The organism is Frankia sp. ACN1ag, from assembly GCF_001414035.1.
In the GTDB taxonomy this organism is placed as follows: domain Bacteria; phylum Actinomycetota; class Actinomycetes; order Frankiales; family Frankiaceae; genus Frankia; species Frankia torreyi.
This window is the reverse complement of record NZ_LJPA01000001.1, coordinates 80,685-104,952: the sequence shown is the minus strand read 5'-3', so window position 1 is coordinate 104,952 and position 24,268 is coordinate 80,685. Positions and strand designations below refer to the sequence as shown.

Annotated in this window: 20 protein-coding genes and 6 pseudogenes; 13 read left to right on the top strand and 13 right to left on the bottom strand. The window is 72.6% G+C overall.

Translation table 11 applies throughout. The annotated features are described in order from the left end of the window. The first annotated feature begins 158 nt into the window (after positions 1 to 158). The 5 genes and pseudogenes from UK82_RS00450 to UK82_RS00435 all read left to right on the top strand — a co-directional run. Positions 159 to 992, top strand: coding sequence for a HesA/MoeB/ThiF family protein (locus tag UK82_RS00450; RefSeq protein ID WP_044885601.1), 834 nt, complete (start codon positions 159 to 161; stop codon positions 990 to 992). After that, entirely contained in the window at positions 989 to 2,416 is a 1,428-nt protein-coding gene (locus UK82_RS00445) for a cysteine desulfurase family protein (protein WP_055406065.1), read from the top strand. The genes UK82_RS00450 and UK82_RS00445 overlap by 4 nt, the downstream gene beginning before the upstream one ends. Before the next feature lie 84 nt (positions 2,417 to 2,500). Continuing rightward, positions 2,501 to 4,552, top strand: coding sequence for a 2-oxoacid:acceptor oxidoreductase subunit alpha (locus tag UK82_RS00440; protein WP_044885600.1), 2,052 nt, complete (start codon positions 2,501 to 2,503; stop codon positions 4,550 to 4,552). Then, a pseudogene (locus tag UK82_RS34690) lies at positions 4,549 to 4,898 on the top strand (thiamine pyrophosphate-dependent enzyme); the annotation flags it as partial. The gene UK82_RS00440 and the pseudogene UK82_RS34690, both read left to right, overlap by 4 nt. A gap of 1 nt (position 4,899) precedes the next feature. Further along, positions 4,900 to 5,631 (top strand): thiamine pyrophosphate-dependent enzyme (locus tag UK82_RS00435; protein ID WP_236705308.1); only part of this gene is annotated, 732 nt, incomplete at its 5' end. A gap of 628 nt (positions 5,632 to 6,259) precedes the next feature. Here UK82_RS00435 and fdxA read toward each other — a convergent pair. Then, entirely contained in the window at positions 6,260 to 6,595 is a 336-nt protein-coding gene (fdxA, locus tag UK82_RS00430; RefSeq protein WP_044886035.1) for a ferredoxin, read from the bottom strand. A 452-nt stretch (positions 6,596 to 7,047) separates the two neighbouring features. Continuing rightward, on the bottom strand, positions 7,048 to 7,905 hold the full coding sequence (locus tag UK82_RS00425) for an SDR family oxidoreductase (protein WP_044886036.1): 858 nt from the start codon (positions 7,903 to 7,905) through the stop codon (positions 7,048 to 7,050). 89 nt (positions 7,906 to 7,994) lie between these two features. Between UK82_RS00425 and UK82_RS00420 the strand changes: the two genes are divergently transcribed. Continuing rightward, complete coding sequence (locus UK82_RS00420) at positions 7,995 to 8,423, top strand: helix-turn-helix domain-containing protein (RefSeq protein WP_082121988.1); 429 nt, start codon at positions 7,995 to 7,997, stop codon at positions 8,421 to 8,423. Here the strand turns inward: UK82_RS00420 and UK82_RS00415 are convergent. Beyond that, a complete protein-coding gene (locus tag UK82_RS00415) occupies positions 8,380 to 9,096 on the bottom strand; it encodes a group III truncated hemoglobin (RefSeq protein ID WP_236705307.1) in 717 nt (238 codons plus the stop codon). The genes UK82_RS00420 and UK82_RS00415 overlap by 44 nt on opposite strands. Positions 9,097 to 9,524: 428 nt before the next feature. Between UK82_RS00415 and UK82_RS00410 the strand changes: the two genes are divergently transcribed. Continuing rightward, positions 9,525 to 9,971 carry a response regulator gene (locus UK82_RS00410; protein ID WP_044886037.1) on the top strand — a complete coding sequence of 149 codons (447 nt, stop codon included), beginning with the start codon at positions 9,525 to 9,527 and terminating at the stop codon, positions 9,969 to 9,971. A gap of 88 nt (positions 9,972 to 10,059) precedes the next feature. Here UK82_RS00410 and UK82_RS42150 read toward each other — a convergent pair. The 4 genes and pseudogenes from UK82_RS42150 to UK82_RS00395 all read right to left on the bottom strand — a co-directional run. Then, positions 10,060 to 10,333 (bottom strand): annotated as a pseudogene (locus tag UK82_RS42150) (SAM-dependent methyltransferase); the annotation flags it as partial. 1 nt (position 10,334) lies between these two features. After that, a partial coding sequence (locus UK82_RS34685) for a class I SAM-dependent DNA methyltransferase (RefSeq protein ID WP_396230424.1) occupies positions 10,335 to 10,764 on the bottom strand: 430 nt, incomplete at its 3' end. A gap of 103 nt (positions 10,765 to 10,867) precedes the next feature. Next, a complete protein-coding gene (locus tag UK82_RS00400) occupies positions 10,868 to 11,071 on the bottom strand; it encodes a cold-shock protein (protein ID WP_009741546.1) in 204 nt (67 codons plus the stop codon). 201 nt (positions 11,072 to 11,272) lie between these two features. Next, positions 11,273 to 12,286 carry a LysR family transcriptional regulator gene (locus UK82_RS00395; RefSeq protein WP_044886039.1) on the bottom strand — a complete coding sequence of 338 codons (1,014 nt, stop codon included), beginning with the start codon at positions 12,284 to 12,286 and terminating at the stop codon, positions 11,273 to 11,275. Between the two features lie 237 nt (positions 12,287 to 12,523). Here UK82_RS00395 and UK82_RS00390 point away from each other — a divergent pair, with 237 nt between their 5' ends. The 4 genes from UK82_RS00390 to UK82_RS00375 all read left to right on the top strand — a co-directional run bounded on the left by UK82_RS00390 (position 12,524) and on the right by UK82_RS00375 (position 16,617). Continuing rightward, positions 12,524 to 13,279 (top strand): CTP synthase, encoded by a 756-nt coding sequence (locus UK82_RS00390; RefSeq protein WP_055867719.1) that lies wholly within the window; start codon positions 12,524 to 12,526, stop codon positions 13,277 to 13,279. A 196-nt stretch (positions 13,280 to 13,475) separates the two neighbouring features. After that, positions 13,476 to 14,173 (top strand): SRPBCC family protein (locus UK82_RS00385; protein ID WP_255354219.1); only part of this gene is annotated, 698 nt, incomplete at its 5' end. Positions 14,174 to 14,449: 276 nt separating this feature from the next. Beyond that, a complete protein-coding gene (add, locus tag UK82_RS00380; protein WP_044886042.1) occupies positions 14,450 to 15,460 on the top strand; it encodes an adenosine deaminase in 1,011 nt (336 codons plus the stop codon). A gap of 23 nt (positions 15,461 to 15,483) precedes the next feature. Beyond that, positions 15,484 to 16,617, top strand: coding sequence for a glycerate kinase (locus UK82_RS00375; RefSeq protein ID WP_044886043.1), 1,134 nt, complete (start codon positions 15,484 to 15,486; stop codon positions 16,615 to 16,617). A gap of 52 nt (positions 16,618 to 16,669) precedes the next feature. Here the strand turns inward: UK82_RS00375 and UK82_RS00370 are convergent, their stop codons facing one another. Then, a complete protein-coding gene (locus tag UK82_RS00370; protein WP_044886044.1) occupies positions 16,670 to 17,470 on the bottom strand; it encodes an N-acetylmuramoyl-L-alanine amidase in 801 nt (266 codons plus the stop codon). A 386-nt stretch (positions 17,471 to 17,856) separates the two neighbouring features. Between UK82_RS00370 and UK82_RS00365 the strand changes: the two genes are divergently transcribed. After that, positions 17,857 to 18,894 (top strand): GNAT family N-acetyltransferase, encoded by a 1,038-nt coding sequence (locus UK82_RS00365; RefSeq protein ID WP_236705306.1) that lies wholly within the window; start codon positions 17,857 to 17,859, stop codon positions 18,892 to 18,894. A gap of 120 nt (positions 18,895 to 19,014) precedes the next feature. Continuing rightward, entirely contained in the window at positions 19,015 to 19,638 is a 624-nt protein-coding gene (locus UK82_RS00360) for a hypothetical protein (protein WP_044886045.1), read from the top strand. A gap of 71 nt (positions 19,639 to 19,709) precedes the next feature. Here the strand turns inward: UK82_RS00360 and UK82_RS34680 are convergent. From UK82_RS34680 to UK82_RS00350, 5 genes and pseudogenes are all read right to left on the bottom strand, one after another. After that, positions 19,710 to 20,010, bottom strand: a pseudogene (locus tag UK82_RS34680) (adenosylhomocysteinase); the annotation flags it as partial. 1 nt (position 20,011) lies between these two features. After that, a pseudogene (locus UK82_RS34675) lies at positions 20,012 to 20,252 on the bottom strand (adenosylhomocysteinase); the annotation flags it as partial. A 1-nt stretch (position 20,253) separates the two neighbouring features. Next, positions 20,254 to 20,680 (bottom strand): annotated as a pseudogene (locus UK82_RS34670) (adenosylhomocysteinase); the annotation flags it as partial. 1 nt (position 20,681) lies between these two features. Continuing rightward, positions 20,682 to 21,146, bottom strand: a 465-nt coding sequence (locus UK82_RS34665) for an adenosylhomocysteinase (RefSeq protein ID WP_236705305.1), incomplete at its 3' end; no start/stop codon positions are given. A gap of 220 nt (positions 21,147 to 21,366) precedes the next feature. Then, positions 21,367 to 24,126: pseudogene (locus tag UK82_RS00350) on the bottom strand (RND family transporter); the annotation flags it as partial. Positions 24,127 to 24,268: the final 142 nt, after the last annotated feature.

Sequence of the window (24,268 nt, the reverse complement as noted above, 5' to 3'; positions counted from 1 at the left end):
GCCGCCCTGGCCCTGATCCCGCCCCTGGCTCTGGCCCTGACCACGGCCCTGACCCCGCCGATGGTCCTGTTCCACCTCTGACCCTGTTCCGCCCCTGGCCCTGACCCGCCTGACCAGTGCGCCTTTCCACCCGTCCTGCCGAATCCGCGGAGAGCTCGATGGTCACTGCTCGGTCTCACTCTCACCCGCGCCTGCGGTCGATGTGCCCCGGCCCGCCCGCGCGGATCCTGCCCGTCCAGGCGGCCCCGCCCGCGGCCGAGACGTCCCGGCGCTTCGACCGGCAGTTGACCATCCCCGGCTTCGGGGTGGCGGCCCAGCGGCGGTTGAGTCGGGCGACGGTGCTGGTGGCCGGCGTCGGCGGCGTCGGCGGGGCGGCCGCGACCTACCTGGCCGCCGCGGGGGTCGGACGCCTCATCCTGATCCACCCGGGCGACCTGGAGGAGCCCGACCTGAACCGGCAGACGCTCATGCGGCCGGAGCGGGTCGGCGAGCCTCGGGTCTTCTGCGCGGCGGACACCCTGCGCGCCCACCACCCGGGCGTCGAGATCGTGGCGGTGGACCGCGACCTCGCGGACCCGGCCGTGCCCGGCCTGATCGCCGAGGCGGACGTCGTCGTCGACGCCCGGCACAACTTCCCCGAGCGGTATCTGATCAACCGGCTGTGCGTGCGGGCGGAGGTGCCGCTGGTCGTCGCCGCGATGAACGCCACCGAGGCGTACCTGATGGTGGTCCGGCCGGGGGAGCCGTGCCTGCGCTGCGTGTTCGGCGAGGGCGACCCGGCCTGGGAACCGCTCGGCTTCCCGGTGCTCGGCGCCGTCGCGGGCACGGTGGGCTGCCTGGCCGCGACGGAGGCGCTCAAGGTCGCCGGCGGATTCGCCGAGCCGGCGGTCGGCCGCCTCGTCCATCTCGACCTGTGGGACGTCGACCTGCGCACCCCGCGGACCCGGCGCGACCCGGCCTGCCCGGACTGCGGCCCGGGGGGCACGCCGTGATCTACCTCGACCACAACGCGACGACGCCGGTCGACCCCGAGGTCCTCAACGCCATGCTGCCGCTGCTGCGGGAGCATTTCGCCAACCCGGCGAGCCCGCACTCGGCCGGTCAGGCCGTCGCCCGGCTCGTCGAACGGGCCCGTCGCGACGTCGCCATCCTGGCCGGCGCGCGCCCGCGCGACGTGGTGTTCACCAGCGGTGCGACCGAGGCGGCCAACCTGGCGATCGCCGGGGTGCTCGCCACGGCGCCGGCGAACCGGCGGCGCGTCCTGGTCGGGGCCACCGAGCACCCGGCCGTCCTCGCCGCGGCGCACGCCGCCGCCGACCTGCACGGGGGCAGCGTGCAGACCGTCCGGGTGCATCCGAGCGGCGCCATCGACCTGGCCCATCTGCGCGCGCTGCTGCACCCCGTGCCGCCGCCCACTGCCGGGCCGCCGCCCACTGCCGGGCCGGCCGCGGATCCCGAGGGCTCAGGGGGCTCCCGGGGCCGCGGCGAGGCCGGCGAGGCCGACGAGGTCGCGCTGGTCGCGGTCATGGCGGCCAACAACGAGACGGGGACGCTCAACGATCCCCGACCGGTCGCCGCCCTCGCCCACGAGGCCGGAGCCCTGTTCCTGTGCGACGTCACCCAGGCGTTCGGCCGCATCCCGGTCTCGGTGACAGAGACGGGGATCGACTTCGCCACCGCGTCCGCGCACAAGATCTACGGTCCCAAGGGCACCGGCGCGCTGATCGCCGGCCGGTCGGCGCGGGCACGCCTCGTGCCGCTGATCCACGGCGGCGGGCAGGAACGCGGCCTGCGCGCGGGCACCCTCAACACTCCCGGCATTGTCGGCTTCGGCGCCGCGGCCCGCATCGCCGCGGCGATGATGGACGACGAGGCCACCCGGCACCGGGCCCAGACGGAGTTGCTGTTCGACCTGCTCGTCGGCTGGCTCGGCCTGAGTGCCCTGGAGGTCAACGGGCCGGTCGAGGACGGCACCGGCCGGCCTGGCCCGATCCGGCTGCCGAACACGCTGAACCTGCGCTTCGTCGACGCCGATGCCGACGCCGTCCAGTCCTGCCTGCCGGACGTGGCGGTGTCCGCGGGCTCCGCCTGCCACGGCGGCGGGAACGAACCGTCCCCGGTGCTGCTGGCGATGGGCCGCTCGGCGACCGCCGCGCGGGAGAGCCTGCGGTTCAGCGTGGGCCGGTTCACCACCGTCGACCAGATCCACGCCGCCGCCGCGACGGTGGCCCGCGCCGTGCTGCGCGTGCAGTCCCTGCGGGCGGTCGGGTCCGGCGAGGTCCCCCAGCCCGCCGAGCCCGCCGGGTCCGAGCGGCCGGGTGCGAGCGGCCGGCCCCCCGCCGGCTGGTCCGACCCGGTCACCCCGCCCCCGGGGCGGACCCCGGAACTACCCGTTCCCCGATCTGCCCTGCCCTGAATGACCGGCCCGCGCTGCCAGTCTCGCCACGTCGTGGTCCTGGCACTCCCGGCGCGGGATCGCGACGTTGAGATGAGGTCCCTCATGCCCACCGAGCAGTTGTCCGAACGGCCCGAAGGGGCCAGACGGCTGGAGAACGTGGTGATCCGCTTCGCCGGCGACTCCGGCGACGGGATGCAGCTCACCGGTGACCGGTTCGGCGCCCAGGCGGCCGCGATCGGTAACGACGTGGCGACGCTGCCGAACTACCCGGCGGAGATCCGCGCCCCAGCGGGCACCGTGGCCGGCGTGTCGAGCTACCAGCTCCACATCGCCGACCACGACATCCGGACCCCCGGTGACCAGCCTGACGTCCTCGTCGCCATGAACCCCGCGGCGCTCAAGGCCAACGTCGCCGAGCTGCGCCCCGGCGGCGTCATCATCCTGGACACCGACGCGTTCACGGTGCTGGGCCTCGAAAAGGCCGGCTACGACGTCGACCCGCTGACCGACGGCTCGCTGGACGCCTTCCAGGTGCACGCCGTCAACCTGACCGGGTTCGCCGCGGCCGCCGTCGCCGATCACAACCTCAAGCGCAAGGACGCCGCGCGGACGAAGAATATGTTCGCCCTCGGCCTGGTGTCCTGGATGTTCAGCCAGCCGATCGAGGACACGATCGCCTACCTGCACAAGCGCTTCGCCTCGAAGCCCGATGTGCAGGCCGCGAACGTCTCCGCGCTGCGCGCCGGCTGGATCTACGGCGAGTCGACCGAGGCCTTCGCGAACGTCTACGAGGTGAAGCCGGCCCCGCTCCCGGCTGGCACCTACCGGCACATGAAGGGCAACAAGGCCGTCGCGTACGGCCTGGTGGCTGCGGCGCATCAGGCCGCGATGCCGCTGTTCCTCGGCGCCTACCCGATCACCCCGGCGTCGGAGATCCTGCACGAGCTGTCCGCGCTGGCCTCGTTCGACGTGCGGTCCTTCCAGGCCGAGGACGAGATCGCGGCCATCGGCGCGGCGATCGGCGCGTCCTTCGCCGGCATGCTCGGCGTGACCGTCACCTCCGGGCCCGGGATGGCGCTCAAGGCCGAGGCGCTCGGCCTCGCGGTGATCATGGAGCTCCCGCTCGTCATCGTCAACGTGCAGCGCGGTGGGCCGTCCACCGGCCTGCCGACCAAGACCGAGCAGTCCGACCTGCTGCAGGCGCTCTACGGCCGGCACGGCGAGGCGCCGATGCCGGTGATCGCCGTGCGCTCGGCGGCGGACGGCTTCGACGCCGCGATGGAAGCCGCGCGGATCGCGCTGGCCTACCGCACGCCGGTCATCCTGCTCTCCGACGCCTACATCGCCAACGGCAGCGAGCCCTGGCGGGTCCCCGAGGTCGAGGAGCTGCCGTTCATCGGGATCGACCTGGCGACCGAGCCGAACGCGGTCGACGCGGAGGGCAACCCGGTCTTCCTGCCCTACGCGCGTGACCCGATCACCCTCGCCCGGCCGCTGGCGATCCCGGGCACCCCGGGGCTGACCCACCGGATCGGCGGCCTGGAGAAGGCCGACCTCACCGGCGCGGTGTCCTACGACCCGGACAACCACGACCTCATGATCCGGACTCGGCAGTCGAAGATCGACAACATCGACGTGCCGCCGCTGGAGGTCGACGACCCGAGCGGTCCGCCCGGATCCGGTGCGGACGTGCTCGTGATCGGCTGGGGTTCCACGTGGGGCCCGATCGGGGAGGCCTGCCGGGAGGTGCGGGCGCAGGGCATGAAGGTCGCCCAGGCGCACCTGCGCCACATCGCGCCGCTGCCGGCGAACGTCGCCTCGGTGCTCTCCGAGTACCACACCGTGCTCGTGCCCGAGATGAACCTCGGGCAGCTCGCCGGCCACCTGCGCCGCGAAACCCTGATCGACACCGTCGGTTACAACCAGACCCGCGGGATGCCGTTCCGGACGGCGGAGCTCGCCTCCGTCATCACCCGGGTCATCCAGGGAATCGACGCCGACTCCGACACCGCGCCGGACGCGGCCACGAAGCCGGTCGGCGACGTCGGCGCGCGCCTCGCGGCCCGGTCGGAGGCGGCGTCGACGAAGTCCGCGGCCCACACCGGCACCCCCACTGGTACCCAGCACGACGCAACCCGGGAGGCGGGACGATGAGCACGGTCAACGGAAAGGCCGAGGAGCCGGCCGGCGCGAGCGGCCGGCGGGCGCCCACGGTGGCGGACTTCACCACCGGCCAGGAGGTCCGTTGGTGCCCCGGCTGCGGGGACCACGCGATCCTGTCGACGATGCGCGGGCTGCTGCCGGCCCTCGGCGTCCCGCCCGAGAACACCGTGGTGGTGTCGGGCATCGGCTGCTCCTCGCGGCTGCCGTACTACCTCGACACCTACGGCATCCACTCCATCCACGGTCGGGCGCCGTCGTTCGCAACCGGCATCTCGATCAACCGCCCGGACCTGTCGGTCTGGGTCGTCACCGGTGACGGCGACGCGCTGGCCATCGGNGGCAACCACCTGATCCACGCGCTGCGGCGCAACGTGAACCTCAAGATCCTGTTGCTCAACAACGAGATCTACGGCCTCACCAAGGGGCAGGCCTCGCCGACGTCCAAGGTCGGCACGATCGGCCCGTCGAGCCCGTTCGGCTCGCTCGACAACCCGTTCAACCCGGTCGCGCTCGCGCTCGGCGCCGGGGCGACGTTCGTGGCCCGCACGCTCGACTCCGACCGTCGCCACCTCACGGCGACGCTGACCGCCGCCGCGGCGCACAAGGGCGCGGCGCTGGTGGAGATCCGCCAGGGCTGCCCGACGTTCAGCGCGATTCCCCGCCAGGGCGGCCGGGGCGCCGCCCAGGCGGCCCCCGCGGAGCCGGACAACCCGGGTGCGCCCGAGCACGGCCCGATCCGGCTCTCGCCCGGCCTGCCGATCGTCTTCGGCACCAACGAGCAGTGGGGCGTGATCCGCGACCCGAGCACCGGTGAGCTGGGCATCGGTCACGGCGGCGACTCCCGCGTCGTCGTCCACGACCCGGGCACCCAGAACTCGACCTACGCCTACGCGTTGGCCCGCCTGGCGGAGACGTCGCTCGCCGAGCCGCCGATCGGGGTGTACCGGTCGGTCTCCCAGCCGAGCTTCGACCAGCTCTACCAGGAGCGGCTGGCGACGGCTCGCCCCGGCGGCCGTGGTGATCTGCGGACGCTGCTCAAGGGCACCGACTCCTGGACGCACGCCGGCTAGCACCCAGATCGCCGGCCGGGGAGCTGCGCCCCCGGTCGGGGCGGACGGGCGGCCGGGCGGACCGCCCGTCCCGCGATGTGAGGGGACCAGGCCGACTCCGGTCGGCCTGGTCCCCTCGTGTGCGTGCCCGCCCTCTGGTGTGCGCTGGCTCCAGGTGTGCCCTAGCCTTTGGTGTGGCCTAGCCTTTGGTGTGGCCTAGCCTTTGGTGTGGCCCAGTCTTTGGTGTGGCCCAGTCTTTGGTGTGGCCCAGCCTTTTGTGTGCCCTCGGCGGTCTCCAGCCCGGTGCGTGCGGGGCCCGATGGTGGCACGACCGGATCGACCGTCCCAGAACGCCGCGCGGGAATACCGCGTCGGCCGACCCCGCATGGGGGAACCGGTCTGGGCGGGCAGCCGCGGGAAAGGCTGGAGTGGGAAAGGCTGGAGTGGGAAATCGGCGCCGTTCACGGCATTGTCTGCCGGCGGCGTCTCATGAAAATACCGCCGGTCGGCCGCTTCGCTGCGGCCGACCGGCGGCATGATGTGACGTTGAAAGGCCGGTGCCCGGACGGGGGTGGTCCTGAGCACCGGCCGTGGCCGGCGGTCCCGCTGACGCCGTGGCCGCGTCAGCCTTCGCCGGCGGCTTGTGCCGTCAGCGTCCGTACCCCGCGACGAAGGGGGTGTCGACCCTGATCGGGCCGATCCTTCCCGCGCCGCCCGGATCGCCGACGGGTGCATCCCGCCCAGGCAGGATGGTGGTGAAGAAGCGGGCCTCGTCCACCACGAACTCGGCTTCCGCCTGCGGTACCAGCCTGACACTCATGATCGCATCGACCGGACAGGCCGACTCGCACGCTCCGCAGTCGATGCACTCGTTCGGATTGATGTACAGCTTCCGCGCGCCCTCGTAGATGCAGTCGACAGGACATTCGCCCAGGCAGGCGGTATCCTTCACATCAATGCAGGCGGACGTGACGACAAACGTCATGAGTGCCTTCTTTGCCGGTCGCCGGGACGGGTCGAGTGTTGAAGGCGGGCCAGGCCTGCGGTGACCCGCGGATCGATGGTGGGCTCCGTCGTCGACCACGGAATCCGTACCACCGGAACCGGCCCGATTCTACGGTTCGGCCTTACTTGCGGCTTCCAGGAAAGCGTAACAGGAGGCCGGGCCGATTGGCGAGGACGGCTGTAAAGGGAGAGTAAACAAGTCGACTCGTACTCGGCGGTCGTCGATAGGAAGATCCCAGGACCCGGGAAAAACTTAAGGATAGGTTTTTCCTGGCCGCCTGGCCGCCTGGCCGCCTGGCCGCCTGGCCGCCTGGCCGCCTGGCCGCCTGGCCGCCTGGCCGGGCTCCCTGCCTATCCAGAGGGTTCCGCGCCCGATTCATCCCTCTGGACAAGCAGTCGGACCCCCGGCAGCGCCGGCGGGTCGCGGCGGAGTCAGACCTTGGCGGCGCGCACGGAGTCGGCCAGGCTGGTGGTCGGCCGGCCCAGCAGCCGCTGCAGGTCATCCGCGTCGACGTCGAGCGCACCGCCGCGGATCGACCCGTCGATGCCGGCGAACAGGGCCGCCGTCGCCTCGTCGAGCCCGACCTGGCCCAGCGTGGCGGCGAGCTCCTCCACCGTGACGTCGCGGTAGGTGACGGTGATGCCGGTGACCTCGGTGACCGTCGCGGCCAGCTCGGCGAGGGTGAACGGCGTGCCGCCGAACTCGTAGATCGCGTTCTCGTGCCCCGAGCTCGTCAGGACCTTCGCGATGCCCGCGGCGAAGTCGGCCCGGGAGGCGCCCCTGATCCGGCCGTCGCCCGCGGCACCCAGGATGAATCCCTGGCCCAGGTACTGGCCGAGCTGGGCGGTGTAGTTCTCGTGGTACCAGTTGATGCGCAGCACCGTGAACGGCACGCCCGCGGCCGCGAGCACCTCCTCGGTGGCCTTGTGCTCGGCGGCCAGGGACAGATCGGTGACGTCGGCCCGCGGCGCGCTGGTGTAGACGATCCACCCGACGCCGGCCGCCTTCGCCGCCTCGATCACGGCGGTGTGCTGGGCGACGCGCTGACCGAGCTCGCTGCCCGAGACGAGCAGCAGGGTGTCGACCCCCGCCAGGGCGGCAGGCAGGCTCGCCGGGTCCGAGTAGTCGCCCGCCCGGACCTGTACACCCCGTTCGGCGAGATCGGCGGCGCGGGCGGGCGTCCGTACGACCGCGACGATCGTGGACGGCTCGATCCCGGACTCGAGGAGCTCCTCGACGACGAGCCGGCCGAGGTGTCCCGTCGCGCCGGTGACGGCGATGGTGGTCATGGCTGTTCTCCCTGTCGGTTGCGGTTTCCTTTGGTAAGTACTAACTATCAGACAGCGCTAGTCCTCAGGCGGATCGTAGGCTTGTGACCATGTCTTCCGAGCGTGATATGGCGGTGGGCGAGCCGTGTCCCGGGGAGATCGGGCCCAGCGACGAGCTCATCAGCGACGTCTTCGCCCGGGGATGCAGCTCGCGGGCGGCGCTGGAGGACGTGGGGTCCAAATGGGGGATGCTCGCCATGCTCGCGCTGGGCGAGGGTAGCTACCGGTTCAATGCGCTGCGTCGCCGCGTCGAGGGCGTCAGCGAGAAGATGCTCTCCAGGACGCTGCAGGTCCTGGAGCGCGACGGACTGGTGATCCGCGAGGTGGTCAGCACGATCCCGGCGCGGGTCGAGTACTCGCTGACCCCACTGGGCGGCCGGGTCGCGGGGCAGTTGCGCGCCCTCGCGGACCTGTTCGAGGCGTCGGCGGTCGAGATCAGCCGGGCTCGGACGGCCTACGACGACGACCGGAGGCCGTGACGGAGGCCGTGACGGCGGGGGAGCCGGCGGTGGCGGCCGTCCCGGACGCAGTCGGGACGTCGGCGAGGCGGCGGCCCATCGAATCGGCGATCCGGCTGGCCTGGAGCTTGGCGCGGTCCGCGTGGGGACCGCTGTGCAGATCGTCGACGGTGGCCGTCCACAGCTCCAGCCAGCGGGCGAACAGCTCCGGCGTGAGCGGGACGCGGGCGTGCAGCTCGGCGTGCACCCCGAAGGCGTTGCGCCGGTAGGTGCCGGCCCGGAAGATCACCGCCTGCCAGAAGTCGCAGATCACCGGCAGGTGCGCGGGCAGGTCGAGCCGCGCGACATCGACGAAGACGGGGCCGAGCTGCGGATCGGCGAACGCCCGCCGGTAGAACTCCGTCACCAGCACCGCGATGTCCGCCCGCCCGCCGATGTCCGCCCGACTGGCGATGTCCGCCCGACTGGCGGTGTCCGCCCGACTGGTGGTGTTCTGCTGGTTGGTGCCGTTCTGCTGGTCGGCTCCGGCGGGGTCGCCCAGCGCGGAGCCGGCCGTGGCGTCCGTGCTGACCTCCAGGGGCTGCGAGCCGTCCGCGGGACCAACTGGTGCTCGGCGGGGTTCCGCGCCGGGCCGGGCGTCGGCTTCGTCTGCGGGTTCTGGTCGGGGCCGCTCGGGAACGAGTCGTGCCCGCATACCGAGGCTACGTCTCGTCGGGCGGCAGAGCCGCTACCCTCCACCGGGAGTGCCGGAGCCATGCCCCGACCGGGGTGGTCGGTCATGATATTCATCACATCGCCGGTGGCGACCGCCTTCGATGGGCGCACAGCGACGGGGTTGTCGCTGACATGGTGGGCGACAGGTCATCTCAATGGGCGTACCGTCAGACAACCCGCAATTCGGAGCCCGTGTTCGGGCTTCCGGTCGACGGCTCTCCTTCGGTTGCTCTCGACGAGGTTGCCGACCGACGCCCCATCCCGCGGTGCGCGCATCGACCGCGGCTGTCGCTCCTGCCCGTGACCCGCCCGCCCGACGGCAGCCCGATCCCTCGGGACCGCCGTACGCCCCCGCCTTCACCGCCGGCTGACCGCGTCGCGGGTCGGCCACACATCCTGAGGTGCAAGATGACGACGAGTCTGCCCGTCAACTCGTTCGACGTGCTGCTGGTCGAGGACGACCCGGGGGACGTCCTCATGACCCGCGAGGCGTTCGCCGACGATCGGATCAACGGCCGGTTGCACGTCGTGAACGATGGCATCGAGGCTATGGCCTTCCTGCGGCGCGAGGCGCCGTTCACCGACGTCCCCACCGCGGACCTGGTCCTGCTCGACCTCAACCTGCCCCGCCGCAACGGCATCGAGGTGCTGGCGGAGATCAAGGCCGATGCGGAACTGCGCCGCATCCCCGTCGTGGTGCTCACGACGTCGGACGCGGCCGAGGACATCCTGCGCAGCTACAACCTGTACGCCAACGCTTACGTCACGAAGTCGGTCGACTTCGATCGGTTCGTCGACGACGTGCGCTTCATCGACGACTTCTTCATCACGGTCGTCCGCCTGCCTCGCCGCTGAGCGCTGAGCCCCGGCGCCACCCCAGGTCCCGGCACTACTCCAGGCCCCGGCACTACCCCAGGTCCCGGCACTACTCCAGGTCCCGGCACTACTCCGGGTCCCGGTGCCACACCAGGGCGAGGGCGAACGGGTGCCCGCGGAAACGTCCCCACTTGGGCTTGGCGGCGAGCCAGGAGTCGTCGACGACGTTCTCCCGCATCTCCGCCAGCGCCCAGCCCGTGCCCAGACCCGCCTCGATCTGGTCGCTGACCAGGTGGACATGGGTGATGATCGCCCGCTGCGCGCCGCTGCCATCGGCGTAGTGGGTCGGCATGCCGGAGGTCATGATGAAGTGCGGGTGGAAGGCGACGAGGACGAACAGGNCGCCGGGCCGGGCCAGTCGGGCCGCCTCGGCGTAGAGCGGGACAAGCCCGGGCAGGTGCTCATCCATCAGGCAGGCCACGATGAGGTCGTAGCTGGCCGAGGGCAGGCCGGTCGCGGTCGCGTCCGCCTCGATCAGCCGGTCGTGCGCGCCTCGCTGCGCGGCGAGCGCCAGCATTCCCGGCGTCAGGTCCACGCCGTCGACGGCCGCGACCCCGCGGGCGCGCAGCCAGGCGCCGGTGCGGCCGGTGCCGCAGCCCAGGTCCGCCGCCCGCGCGGCCTGTGCCCACGCCGGCTGGCGAAGTCGGTCCAGCAGCGCGAGGTCCATGAAGTCCTCGACCGTCCGCTCATAGCTGGCTGACCACTGTTCGTAGCCGGTCCGGACGTCCACGGTCGGGTATCCGCGCAGGTCGAACTGCGAGAAGGAGGACATCGGCGAAGTATCACCGGATGAGACCCGGCCCACAACGCAGTTTCGGCGCGTGGCTCCTGGGGTGGAGCCACGCGCCGAACGCAAAGCTGGGGGTGGTGCGACCTTAGGCGGGAGTCACGTTGTCCGCCTGCGGTCCCTTCTGGCCCTGCACGATCTCGAACTGGACGCTCTGGCCCTCATCCAGGGACTTGTAGCCGTCCGCCACGATCGAGGAGTAGTGGACGAACACGTCCGGGCCGCCACCGTCGACGGAGATGAATCCGAAGCCCTTCTCCGCGTTGAACCACTTGACGGTACCCTGCGCCACGATACTTTCTCCTTGCCGCGCTCCCGGTAGGCGTCCTTCGCGTACCGGCCTCGCACCAGACCCCGATCGGTTCCGTGGTCCGGTCGTGCCGTTCTCCCGCGTAGGTCACGCACCGAGAAACAAGCAACACCTCCAGCCTACCCCCCGCTCGGCTCGGCGCGCTGGACCAGCGCCGGACTTGCTGCGGTCCGAGCCCGGCCGTCACCCGTCGAGCGCCCGGGACAGCGCCAGAACCGCAGGTCCGGGTTGCCCGGTCCAGAGCTGCTCAGTGCGGAACTCCGGGGCGGGCCCGAGCAGCGGCACGCCGATCGGGTCCGCCCGGACGGTACCCGAGCCGTCGTCACCGCCGTGCGTGTCGCAGTCGTCCGTGTCGGGGGCGTCCGTGTCGGGGACGTGCGTGTCGGGGACGTCGCCGCCGGCCGGACCGGGCAGCCGGCCGGGGGAGAGCAGGCGGCCGGGGGAGAGCAGGCGGTGGGGAAGCATCCCGAGGCCGTGGCCGGCGGCGACCAGCGCCAGCAGGCCCGCGACGTCCGCGCCGTCATAGCGCAGGTGTGCCCGGAACCGCAGCTCCCCGGTCACGACCCGAAGATCGGCCACCGCGTTCGCCACCTCGGGTGCGTCGATCCACCGGGCGTCGACGAGGTCGGCCAACCGCAGCCCGGTGCGCCGGGCGAACGGGTGCCTGCGGGGGAGGACCACGGCGGCCGGATCCGCGGCGATCCCGACCGCCCGAACGGGCCCCACATCGGGTAGCCGCAACGGGTCGCCGGAGGTGGCCAGCCCGACGGCGAGGCCGAGATCGAACTCGCCCCGGGCCACGCCGTTCGCCACCGTCGCGGTGCCGGCGACGACAATGCGGACGTCCAGCCGGGGCCGGCTGGCCAGGACGTCGGCGAGGACCGGTGCGAGCCGGTCGGCGGCCAGCGCATGGGTGGCGACCGTCAGCCGTTCGCTTGGCGCGCCGGCGGTGCGCATGACGTCGGTGCGCGCGGCGGCCAGGCGCAGCAGCAGGGGGCCGGCATGCTCCAGCAGGCGGGCGCCGGCCTCCGTGACGCCGACGGGCCGGCGGTGCAGCAGCGCGACGCCGAGGTCGGCCTCCAGCGCCGCGATCTGCTGCGAGACGGCGGACTGCGTGTAGCCCAGCTCGCGGGCGGCGGCCGAGAACGACCCCGCCGTGGCGACGCCGACGAACGTGCGGAGCTGTTGAGGATCCACGGCATCAGTCTTGCTTATGCCCGATACACCGATAATCGTTGGACCTGAACTTGGGGGCACACCGACGATCGACGCATGACCTCCAGCGCCGCCGTGACGCCGTCCGCCCCCGTCGCATCGGCCGTACCCGTCGCGCCCTCAGTACCCGTCGCGCCCTCAGTACCCGTCGCGCCCTCAGCACCCGTGACGCCCTCAGCACCCGTGACGCCCTCAGCACCCGTGACGCCCTCAGCACCCGTGACGCCCTCAGCACCTCACGCGCGCGTAGCGCTGGTCGGCGACCGCAGCGCCGAGATCGCTGCGCATGGCCGCATCCCCGACCTGCTCGACGCGCTGCGCCGGCGAGACGGCCTGCCGGTGGACGCCTACTGGATCCCGACCGACGAGGTGATGGCCGCGGGGCCGCTCGACGGATTCGACGGTATCTGGCTCGTGCCCGGCAGCCCGTATGCCAGCGAGGCGGGCGCGCTCGCGGCGGTCCGCACGGCCCGGGAGCGGGGCATTCCCTTCCTCGGGACCTGCGGCGGCCTCCAGCACGTCGTGCTGGAGTTCGCCCGCTCGGTGTGCGGCTTCGCCGACGCCGCGCACGCCGAGGTCGACCCCGACGCGCCCCACCCGCTGATCGTGCCGATCGCCTGCGCCCTGAACGGTCACGAGGGCGCCGTCCGGATCACCCGCGACTCCCTCGCCGAACGGGTCATCGGCGCTGACCGCACGGTCGAGCGGTACTACTGCTCATACGGGATCAACCCGGACCACGTCGGCCTGCTGCTCGCCCACGGCCTGCGGTTCAGCGGGGTGGACGAGTCCGGCGACGTCCGCGTTCTCGAGCTGCCCGGCCATCCCTTCTTCCTGGCGACGCTGTTCCAGCCCGAGCTCGGCTCGGATGCCAGCCGCCCGCACCCGGTCATCCGCGGCTTCGCGGAGGCCGCGGTCGCGATGGCCGCGGCCCGGCGAGCGTCGACGCGGGCCGCGCTTCGATCGCTCGGCTGAGCCGGCGGCGCCGCCTCACCGGCCCAGCGTGCTCATGTCCCGCGCAGTCGCGGTGCTCCGTCCCCACTGTCCTGCGCGCAGGTGTGTTAGGGGCTGGCGGCTGGGGATGAGCGTTGCATCCGACACCGAAGTCAGCCGGGAGGAAACATGGCGAGCACGGTACAGGAATCGATCGAGGTCCACNTCCCGATTCGCNCCGCCTACAACCAGTGGACGCAGTTCGAGTCCTTCCCGAACTTCATGGACGGTGTCGAGTCCATCGCGCAGCTCGACAACACCCACACCCACTGGAAGGTGAAGGTCGGCGGGCAGGAGCGAGAGTTCGACGCCACGATCACCGAGCAGCTACCCGACGAGCGGGTGGCGTGGAAGAGCACCGAGGGCGCCTCGCACGCCGGCGTGGTGACCTTCCACCGGCTCGCGGACGACGAGACCCGGGTGACGGTCCAGATGGACTGGCAGCCCGAGGGGTTCGCAGAGAAGGCGGGCGCCGCCATCGGGGCGGACGACCGGCGGGTCAAGGCCGACCTCAAGCGGTTCAAGTCGTTCATCGAGCACAACCAGAGCGAGACCGGCGGCTGGCGCGGCGAGGTGCCCCGGCCCGACGCCGCCGGGCCCGCCGGCAACGCGGGTGACCCCCGTGTGGGCCGGACGCCGGGTGACACGTCCTTCGGCGCTCCGGGCACCCCCGGCTCGGCCGGTTCGTCGGGCTTCCCCGGCTCGGGCGGTTCGACGGGCGCTCCCGGCTCGGGTGGTGCTCCCGGCTCGGGTGGTGCTTCGGGCGCTCCCGGCACCGGTGGCGCGCCGTACACCCCCGGTTCGGGCGGCGCGGCCGGTGGCCCGGCCTCCGGCGCCCAGAACCGGACCCCGGGGAGCCCCGCCGGCGGCTGGTAAGCGCGGCTGAACGGAGCACGACGAGCGGCGCGGCCGGTCCGACATCGGGCCGGCCGCGCCGCTTCCCTTCCTCCCCTCTGCACGTCGCCCGGCGCCGTCCGCAGGCCGGGAGGTGACAGGGAGGTAACAAGCCTCCACCAACCGGACACGGTCCCGCGGGGCCGGCATAGGTTTCGATCCACCGACCCCGCCGGCATGTGATAGTCCGGACGCCGGGGACGGCGTCAAACCGTGCCGCGAGGGCGTGAAGCCGTGCCGCGAGGAGGAAGAACGTCGATGCGGGACCTCCGCTGCCTGCCCAAGGGGCATCTGCACCTGCACTTCGAGCTGGGAATGCGGCCGTCGACGCTCGCCGATCTGGCCGCCGCCGCGGGCATTCCGACCCCCCGGACCGGGGGATTCACGGAGTTCGGCGGCTTCAGCGACGTGATCGGCGGGATCCTGCCGGTCTTCCGCCGCCCGGCGGACTTCGAGCGACTCGTCGACGAGATGGTCAGCGACGCGGCCGACGAGGGCGTCGTGTACCTCGAGCCCAGCTTCTGGCCGTATGCCCACCTGGGTGTCTTCGGCAGCGCCGAGGCCGCCTGGGAGACCGTGCTGGCCCGATCGGAGGAGGCGGGCGCGCGGAACGGGGTGACGGTCCGCTGGATGGCCGCGGTGGACCGCGTCTACGACTCCCCCGAACAGGCGGTGGAGGTGGCCCGCACCGCACTGCGCCACGCCGACCGGGGCGTCGTCGGTCTCGGGCTGCACAACGACGAGAACGGCTGGCCACCGGAGCCGTTCGTGGCGGCGTTCCGGGTAGCCCGGGAGGGCGGGCTGCTGTCGACCCCGCACGCCGGCGAGCTCGACGGTCCGGAGTCGGTGCGCGGCGCCGTCGAGGCCCTCGGCGCCGACCGCCTGCAGCACGGCATCCGGGCGATCGAGGACCCGGCACTCGTCGACGACCTGCTCGACCGGGGCACGTGCCTGGACGTCTGTCCCACCTCCAACCTGCTGCTGTCGGTCGTGCCGTCCATGGCCGAGCACCCGCTGCCGGCGCTGCTGCGCGCCGGGGTGCGCTGCTCCATCAACGCCGACGACCCGCTGCTGTTCGGGCCCACCTGCCTGGAGGAATACGAGCTGTGCCGCCGCGAGCTCGGCCTGTCCGACGAGGAGCTGGCGGCCTGCGCGCGTAGCTCGGTGCTCGCCGGCGCGGCCCCGGAGCCGGTGCGGGCGGCGGCCCTGGCCGCCATCGATGCCTGGCTCGCGACACCGGCTCCGCTGACCACTCCGGCCGCCGGCTGAGCCGGGCAGACGAGGACGGCGCGGTGCGCCCGGTGGTCGGAACCGGATCGGCGGCGGGTGACCGGCCGCGGCGGGTGGTCATCGCCCCCGACTCGTTCAAGGGTTCGGCGACCGCGACGGAGGTCGCCGCGGCGCTCGGGGACGGCTGGCGCTCGCGCCGGCCGCGCGACGAGATCGTGACGCTGCCGATCGCCGACGGCGGCGAGGGCACCCTCGACGTCTTCGCCGCCGCCGTGCCCGACTCGGTGCGCCACCCGGTGCGCGTGACCGGCCCGGACGGGCGCCCGCACGACGCCGAATGGCTGGCGCTGCCGGGCGACGTGGCCGTGGTCGAACTCGCGCGGGCGAGTGGCCTGCCGCTCATGCTGGCTCCGGACCCGCTGCGGGCGCAGACCATCGGCCTCGGTGAGGCGCTGCGGGCCGCCCTGGCCGGCGGGGCCCAACGAATCCTGGTCGCGCTGGGCGGTTCGGCCTCCACCGACGGCGGTACCGGTGCCCTCGCCGCCCTGGGGGCTCGCTTCCTCGACGCGCGTGGGGCGGTGCTGCCACCGGGTGGGGGTGCCCTGACGGGGTTGGCCCGGGTGGAGCTGGCAGGCCTGCGGCCCCCGCCGTCCGGGGGGGTGCGCTGTCTGGTCGACGTGGACGCCCCCCTGCTGGGCCCCGCGGGCGCGGCAGAGGTGTTCGGGCCGCAGAAGGGGGCGGGCCCCACCGACGTCGACCTGCTCGCGGCCGGGCTGCGGCGGCTGGCCGAGGTGCTCGGCGGTGAACCGACGGCCCCGGGGGCGGGCGCGGCCGGCGGCACCGCCTACGGCCTCGCCGCGGCCTGGGGCGCCGACCTGGTGCCGGGTGTCCAGACAATCACCGAGGCGGCCGGGCTGCCGGCCGCCCTCGCCGGGGCCGGGTGGGTGGTGACCGGCGAGGGCCGGTTCGACCGGACGTCCCTGGCAGGCAAGGTGGTGGGCGGGGTGCTGGCCCTGGCCCGGGCGGCGGGTGTGCCGGTGCTCCTGGCCGCGGGCCAGGTGGATGCCCCCCGTCCGGAGGGGGCCATCGCCGAGGTCGCCCTGGCCCGGTTGGCGGGCGGTGCGCAGGCGGCGATGGCCGAGCCGTTGCGCTGGCTGCGCGCGGCCGGCGCGGAGCTCGCCAGCCGGGCTGGCTGACGTCGCAACGGGGATGCGCCGGGCGGGCCGGGCGAGACGGCGTCAGACGGCGTCAGACGGCACGGTTCATCCCGGTGAGGACGTAGCCGATCTTGCGCCAGGTGTTCGCTCCGCAGATGCCGTCATCGGGGATGCGGCCGAACCACGGGGAGGCGTAGCGCTGCAGTGAGGCCACCCGCGCGGTGGTGCGTGGCCCGTACTCGCCATCCGGATTGATCCGGTTGGGATCGCCGGTCGGCGCCTCGTGGCCGAAGATGATGTTCAGCGCGTTCTGGAGCTCCACGACGTCCGCGCCGCGGGCGCCCTCGCGCAGCGTCGGCCGGCCGGCGTACCGGTCGCGGGGGTCGGACGACACACCGCGACCGTTACCGAGCGCGAGCGCGAGGATGTCGCTGCGGCGTGCCGCTCGGCGGTCGCCGGGGCAGGTGTGCCCGCCCCATGCCTGCCCGCCCATCCGGTGGGTGCCGAGGCCATATCCGTTCGGCGAGTCGGCGATCTCCCCTTTCCAGCCGAACTCCCGCATCCCCCAGCCAAACAGCTCGGCCAGTCTGGTGATTTGTGCCGGTGTGTAGTCCTCGGTGTCGTAACCTTCGCATTCGCAGGAGATCCAGTACGGATTCCCGGCCGCCTGCGCCCAGGCCCGCTGATCGAACGGAACATACTGCTCGAAGTCGCCGTTCCTGGACAGCCAGAGATGGGAGCTGACCTGGCTGGCGGCGTTGTCGAACCAGCCGAACAGCGAGCCGGTGCCGACCTGGACGTGCGCGATGAGTCCGCGGGTCGGCTGGATCATCGTGCCGGACGTGTTCCGCACCGGCCGCAGTCGGGCGGGGGGGTAGAGGGTCGGCGCCATCGTCAGCGGCCCTCCCGTGCGCACACGTCGTCACGACAGGTCCCCGTCTGGAAAATCACGATTCCGGGCCGCTTCCTCTTCGTGCGGTTGATAGTCGGTGTCGACCAAGGATGGCCGGTCCCGACCGGTACAGTCCTGCTTTCTACTCGGAGCGCCGAGATGGTCGCGATGCCGGGTCTGGTGTTGTCGGTCCGTGTCGGGCAGGATGCCCGGACGTACCGCCCCCGGAAACCTCCGCGCCCACGCACCGGCGGCATCCGGCGCCGGATCGCCTCGTTCGGGGGCTCGGGTCCGGACTCATCTGCCGGCCGTCGGCCGGCCCGGCGCCTAGACTGCCGGCCTATGTCCGGATCCGGCCTGTGTCTCCCCCGATCGGACCAGTGGCGGTGAGCGGGCGCTCCGGCGACGCCGCCGTCACCGTGGTCGCGGGGACGCCCCCGCGCACCGCGCTCGACCTGCGGTACGAGGTCTTCGTCCGAGAGCAGGGCGTGCCGCCGGAGCTGGAGTACGACGGCCTCGACGCCACCGCGGACCACGCCGTCGTGCTCGATGGCGACGGTCGGGCGGTGGCCACGGCTCGCCTGCTCGATCCGGGGCCCCGCGAGCCGGACGCGGAGCCGGCGGGGGTCATCGGGCGGGTCGCCGTCTCCGCCGCCTGGCGCGGCCGGGGCCTGGGTCGGCTGGTCACCGCGGCCCTGGAGGGACGGGCAGGGGAGCGCGGACTGCCGGCCGTGGAGCTGCACGCCCAGACGAGGGTGGCGGACTTCTACACCCGCCAGGGGTACCGGTCGATCGGCGAACCCGACGTCGAGGCGGGCATCGAACACGTGTGGATGCGCCGCGAGCTGCTTCCCGGCCTGCGGCGGGCGCGGGACTCCGACGCCGCCGCCCTCCAGGACCTGATCGCGACCGCCTGGGCGGAGTACCCGGGCTGCGTCCTCGACGTGGACGCCGAGGAGCCATGGCTGCGGGCCCCCGGGTCGGCCCATGCGGCCGGCGCGGGGGAGCCCGCTCGGGCCCTGTGGGTGGTCCAGGCGGACCCCGCCGATCCGATCGGGGCGGCGGGACCGGCCGGCGGGCTGCTGGCCAGCGTGGCGGTGTGGGCCCGACCGATGGCGAATCTTGCGGCGGCGGCCGAGCTGAAGACGCTGTACGTGTCGGCCCTCGTCCGCCGCCGAGGACTCGGTTCGGCCCTGGTGCGCCGCGCCGAACGGGAGGCCCGGCGGTGGGAGGCGCGGCAGATGCGGCTGTGGACGGACACGAGGTTCACCGACGCTCACCGGTTGTACCGGCGGCTGGGCTATCGGGCGACCGGGCACAGCCGCGACCTGCACGACCTCTCGGCGACGACCGAAATCGAGTTCCATCGCCCGCTGCCGGGGGCGAACGAAATCCCAACGTCCCGCCAACTCTCGCTATCCTGACGGGCGCGTGCTGTTTTATTTACGGGAATCCCGGACCAAATGGTGGAACGGGTGTTCCGATCCCGCGCAGACGGCTCGTCCGACGGTCGTTCGCGGCCGGGGTCGACAAGGAGGCATTCAATGCCGTATGCCGCAGCCTCGCGACGGCGGGCCGGGCAGCCGATGCCCGCCCCCGCGGGGGGCCCTCCCGCTCCCGGCGACGACCACCCACCGGCCCGGCCCACCGCGCGCCGGCGGGGCCGATGCCTGCGCGGATCCCGGCCGGCCCGAACGACCCTCGCGGCGGCCGGCGCCACGATCGCCCTGACCGGGCTGTTCGCCGTGGCCGACGCCGGGGCCGCCCGCGCCGGCGGCGTGGTCTGGGCGAGCTGCCCGTCCGGCCAGGTCAGCGAGGTCAGCGTGCCCGCGTCGGACGGGGCGCCGGCGACCGGCGCGACCTGGCTCGAGGCCGGCTACTACGCCCACATCGCGACGTTCTGGCGGCCGGCGACGGCGCTGCTGTGCCGGACCGAGGCTGGCCGCGGGGTCGACGCGGGCGAGCCCACGTTCCGCTTCGAGCATCAGGGCTGCCCGGGCGGCGAGGCGACCTTCGGTGTGCCGCGCCCCGCCGCCGCCGGCGGCGGCAGCGGCGCCGACGGGCCGCCGGTGACCTGGGGGACCTACCTGCCGGACGGCTGGTACGACCTGGGCGACACCAGCGACCCGGCGTGGACGTCGGTCTGCTGGTCGTCCTTCCAGCGCTGACGGCCGCATCCCGGCGGGGGCCCTGATCTTCTCCCGGTGGAGAGGGCCCCCGGCAGGGATGGCCGCCGGTACTAGTAGCGGTAGTGGTCGGCCTTGTACGGACCCTCGACGGGCACGCCGATGTAGTCCGCCTGCTGCTTGGTCAGCTCGGTGAGCTTCACGCCGAGCGCGTCGAGGTGGAGCCGGGCGACCTTCTCGTCGAGGTGCTTGGGCAGCACGTAGACGCCGACCGGGTAGCTCTCGGTCTTGGTGAACAGCTCGATCTGCGCGATCACCTGGTTGGTGAAGCTGTTCGACATCACGAAGCTCGGGTGACCGGTCGCGCAGCCGAGGTTCATCAGCCGGCCCTCGGCGAGCACGATGATCGAGTGGNCGTCCGGGAACACCCACTCGTCGACCTGCGGCTTGATGTTGATCTTTTCGATGCCGACGGTCTTCGTCAGGCCGGCCATGTCGATCTCGTTGTCGAAGTGTCCGATGTTCGACACGATCGCCTGGTGCTTCATCGCGGCCATGTGCTCGGCGGTGATGATGTTGAAGTTGCCGGTGGTGGAGACGAAGATGTCGGCGATCCCGACGACGTCCTCGAGCACGGTCACCTGGAAGCCGTCCATNGCGGCCTGCAGCGCGCAGATCGGGTCGATCTCGGTGACGATGACCCGGGCGCCCTGGCCGCGCAGCGCGTCCGCGCAGCCCTTGCCGACGTCGCCGTAGCCGCAGACCACGGCGACCTTCCCGCCGATGAGCACGTCGGTCGCGCGGTTGAGGCCGTCGATGACCGAGTGCCGACAGCCGTACTTGTTGTCGAACTTCGACTTCGTCACCGAGTCGTTGACGTTGATCGCCGGGAAGGCGAGCGTGCCGGCCTTGGCCATCTCGTAGAGACGGTGCACGCCGGTGGTGGTCTCCTCGGTGACGCCCTTGATGTTCTGCGCCGTCTCGGTCCAGCGACCGGGCTTCTCGGCAATGGTGCGGCGCAGCGTCTCCAGGACGATCGCGTACTCCTCGCTGTCCGAGGGGTCGGTCGCCGGGACCGCGCCGGNCGTCTCGAACTGCGCGCCCTTGTGGACGAGCAGGGTCGCGTCGCCGCCGTCGTCGAGGATCATGTTCGGCGCGCCGCCGTCCGGCCAGGCCAGTGCCTGGTCGGTGCACCACCAGTACTCCTCGAGGGTCTCGCCCTTCCAGGCGAAGACCGGCACGCCCTGCGGGTCGTCCTTGGTGCCGTTCGGCCCGACGACGATCGCGGCGGCCGCGTGGTCCTGGGTGGAGAAGATGTTGCAGGAGACCCAGCGGACGTCGGCGCCGAGCGCCACCAGGGTCTCGATGAGGACCGCGGTCTGGATCGTCATGTGCAGGGAGCCCATGATGCGGGCGCCCCGCAACGGCTGGCTGGCCGCGTACTCCGCCCGGGTGGCCATCAGGCCGGGCATCTCGTGCTCGGCAAGACGGATCTCCTTGCGGCCGAACTCGGCCAACGCGAGATCCGCGACCTTGAAGTCGAAACTCATGCCTTCTCCTTCGACGCTCGGGCGGCTGCCGAGCCTGGGTGGCGGGTGCGGAGTCCCGGGAACCACCCGCCAGCGGCGGCGGTGGCCGTGATGCGCCGGCCCGGGAACACGTTTCCTGAGCGTGCCACATGCGGGCAGAGGAACGAAGACCCGGGCCAGCCGGGCGGCGCGGCCGTCCAGTCACGCCCTCACGGCGGGGTAGCCCGGCCCGGGTTTCGCCTCACCCTCGCCGTGATGCCCGCTGAGCTGGTCGGACACCCGGTGCCGGCGCGGCCCTTGGCGCGCCCGGCCCCGAGCCCCCGGCGCCGGCCGCGTCCCCGCCGCCGCGCGGTGTGCCGGACGATCGGGCCTCGCGGGTCTGTCCTGTAGCCGCCTGTCCGCTTATGAGTCTTTTGTCCGACAGCCCAGGCTCCAAGACCGCAACCGCGACCGCGCCACCGCCGCCGCGGCGGTGCACCCAACCCCGCTCGTCGGCCCAGACCAGCAGCGGAGGCAGGACGACCAGTGCGGACAGCAGGGCGACGGCCACGTTCAGGGCGACGAGCAGGCCGAAGTCCCGCAGCAGCGGCAGCGAGCTGAACGCCAGCACGGCGACGCCGATCACGGCGGCCAACGCGGAGACGAGGAAGGCCCGCCCGGTACGGGCCGCAGCCGCCTCGACCGCCTCGAGCGGCCCCAGGCCCCGGCGGCGTTCCTCCAGGTGGCGTAGCACGAGCAGGGTCGTGAACTCCGTGCACAACGCGATGATCAGCGGGCCGCTGACCGCCGTGAGCGGGCTCAGGTCGACCCCGATCAGCATGGCGATGATCGAGCTGAGTCCCACCGCGATCAGCACCGGCACCACTGACAGCACCGCCCGCACGAGGCTCCGGTTGTACAGCACGAGCAGGACGAACACCGCGGCCAGGGCGTAGTACGTCAGCTCGACCCGGTTCCTGGCGAAGTTGTCCAGCAGACCGGTGCCGACGACGGCGAGCCCTGACGGGGTGGCGCTGATGCCGGCCGCTGGGCGGACATGGTCGCGGATGTCGTCGACGACGCCGGCCTGGCGCTCCAGCGACCCCGAACCGGTCCGGAAGACGAGGTTCAGCGCGTGATGCTCGCGGTTGACCATGGCGCGCTGGACGTCGGGCGGCGCCACCTGGTAGGCGAGCCGGATGTCCGCGCCGGTCGGCATCACGACGGTCGTGTTCGGCACCTCCATCATGAAGCTGATCGTCGTGACCAGGCTGGAGGCGTCCAGCAGGTCGTCGGGGTGGGCCGCGAGCTGTGCGTTGGCGAATCTGCCGACGAAGCCCGCCGTCGCGTCGTCGAACACGTCGCCCGACTGGACGAAGATGCCGAGCTCGCTGGCCGAGCCGGTGCTCGCCCGCAGCGTGTTGATGTTCTTGATCACCTGGCTCTGCTGGTCGACCCACTTCTCGGGGTCCGTCTGGATCGTCAGCCGGCCATCCGCGAAGATCCCGCCGATGAAGATCGCCACGGCGGCCACGACGAGCGGGATCGCGGTGATCCGCGGCAGGGCGCCCAGCCGGATGACGGTGCGGCCGAGCGGGCCGTGGGTGTAGTCCTTCGGCGGCGTGGGGCGGCGCCGTTCCCGCATGGTCAGCGACGCGGTGAGCAGCAGCACCGTCGCGACGACGATGACCGGCAGCCCGAGCGCGAGCAGCGTGCCGAAGTCCCGGATCATCGGTACCTGGCTGAACTCCAGGGCCAGGAAGGCAAGCACGGCGGCGACGGTGGCCAGCGCGAGCGCGGGCAGCAGCCCGGCCAGGGCCGCCATCACGGGGTTGCCGGCCCGGTCGAGCTGGGCTTCCTCCTCGACCCGGCTGTGGAACTGCACGGCGAAGTCGATGCCGACGCCGAGCAGGACGGGCAGGCCGGCGATGGTCACGACGGACAGCGGCACGCCGATGTACCCCGCGAGACCGAAGGCCCAGATGAGCCCGACCCCGACGACGCCGAGCGGCAGCAGCCGCCAGCGCACCGCGAACGCGACGACCAGCAGCCCCGCCATCAGGGCCAGCGAGATGGCGCCCAGGGTGAGGAAGCCGCCGCGGAGGTAGTTGTTGATGTCCCGGAGCAGCACGGCGGCGCCGGTGGTCATCGCCGTCGCGTGGTCGAACCGCAGGCCGGAGGTGGCCCGCTCGACGATCCGCGCACCCTCACCCTCGGCGTCCAGCGAGGCATTGCCCTCCAACCGGGTGACCATCTGGGCGGTCGACGGGGTCGGGAAGAACGGCCGCAGCGACTTGCGGATCGCGCCGGTGTTGTCGTGGAGCAGGAAATCCACCCAGGCCGGGTTGTCGACCGTGCGCTGCGCCTCGGGGATCGCCTGCATCCGCTTCAGCGTGGCCAGCGAGTCGGCGAGGCGGCGCTGCGCGGAGCCCGGATCCGGGTCGCGGCTCTGGGCGCCCAGCAGGATCTTGGCGGCCGGGCTGTCGAGGACGTTGCCGTTCTTGCTGCGCACCAGGTTGTCGGTGAACTCCAGCGCGGTCAGCGGGGTGATCGTCGACTGGACGCGCGGGTCCGCGTCGAGTTCGGCCTGCAGGTCCCGGAACTGCTTGATGTTGTGCGGGGTGAACAGGTCGTCGGCGTCGGCGCCGCGCTCGATCGTGAACAGGGTGAGCATCGCCTGCCCGCCAAACAACGACTGGTAGTCGACGTTGTCCCGGGCCACCTGCGAATCGCTGTTGAGGTAGTTGTCCTGGCCGGTGGTGAACTCCAGCCGGTTCAGTCCGTACCCGAGGACGAGCGTGACGAGCAGGGTAACGACGGCGACGACACCGGAACGCCGGCCGTTGCGTGCGACGAGTGCCCGCCAGCGCCCGCCCGGGCCATCCGGCGGGTCGGCGGGCCCGCGCGCCCGTGGACCGGTCGGCCTTCGCGAGGAAGGGCCGCCGGGATCCGCGTCGGACGAGCTCGTGCGGTCGGTCGGGTCAGGAGGGCTCGTCGGATCATCGGCTGGCATGGTGCTTGGNGGCATCGGGCACGCTCCGGAGTCTTCGTTGGCCTCCGGATCAACGCAAAGTGACCGGTCGGTCCGAGGGCTACACCCCTCGGTGTATAGCGCAGATCACATCCGAGTGGTGTAGCTCGGGCATTGATCTTTTGTGCACATT

Bases quoted from the DNA above. Each gene is read 5' to 3' on its own strand.
- UK82_RS00450 (WP_044885601.1), top strand. From the start codon at position 159: ATGGTCACTGCTCGGTCTCACTCTCACCCGCGCCTGCGGTCGATGTGC.
- UK82_RS00440 (WP_044885600.1), top strand. From the start codon at position 2,501: ATGCCCACCGAGCAGTTGTCCGAACGGCCCGAAGGGGCCAGACGGCTG.
- fdxA (WP_044886035.1), bottom strand. From the start codon at position 6,595: ATGACGTTTGTCGTCACGTCCGCCTGCATTGATGTGAAGGATACCGCC.
- UK82_RS00425 (WP_044886036.1), bottom strand. From the start codon at position 7,905: ATGACCACCATCGCCGTCACCGGCGCGACGGGACACCTCGGCCGGCTC.
- UK82_RS00420 (WP_082121988.1), top strand. From the start codon at position 7,995: ATGTCTTCCGAGCGTGATATGGCGGTGGGCGAGCCGTGTCCCGGGGAG.
- UK82_RS00415 (WP_236705307.1), bottom strand. From the start codon at position 9,096: ATGCGGGCACGACTCGTTCCCGAGCGGCCCCGACCAGAACCCGCAGAC.
- UK82_RS00410 (WP_044886037.1), top strand. From the start codon at position 9,525: ATGACGACGAGTCTGCCCGTCAACTCGTTCGACGTGCTGCTGGTCGAG.
- add (WP_044886042.1), top strand. From the start codon at position 14,450: ATGCGGGACCTCCGCTGCCTGCCCAAGGGGCATCTGCACCTGCACTTC.
- UK82_RS00370 (WP_044886044.1), bottom strand. From the start codon at position 17,470: ATGGCGCCGACCCTCTACCCCCCCGCCCGACTGCGGCCGGTGCGGAAC.
- UK82_RS00360 (WP_044886045.1), top strand. From the start codon at position 19,015: ATGCCGTATGCCGCAGCCTCGCGACGGCGGGCCGGGCAGCCGATGCCC.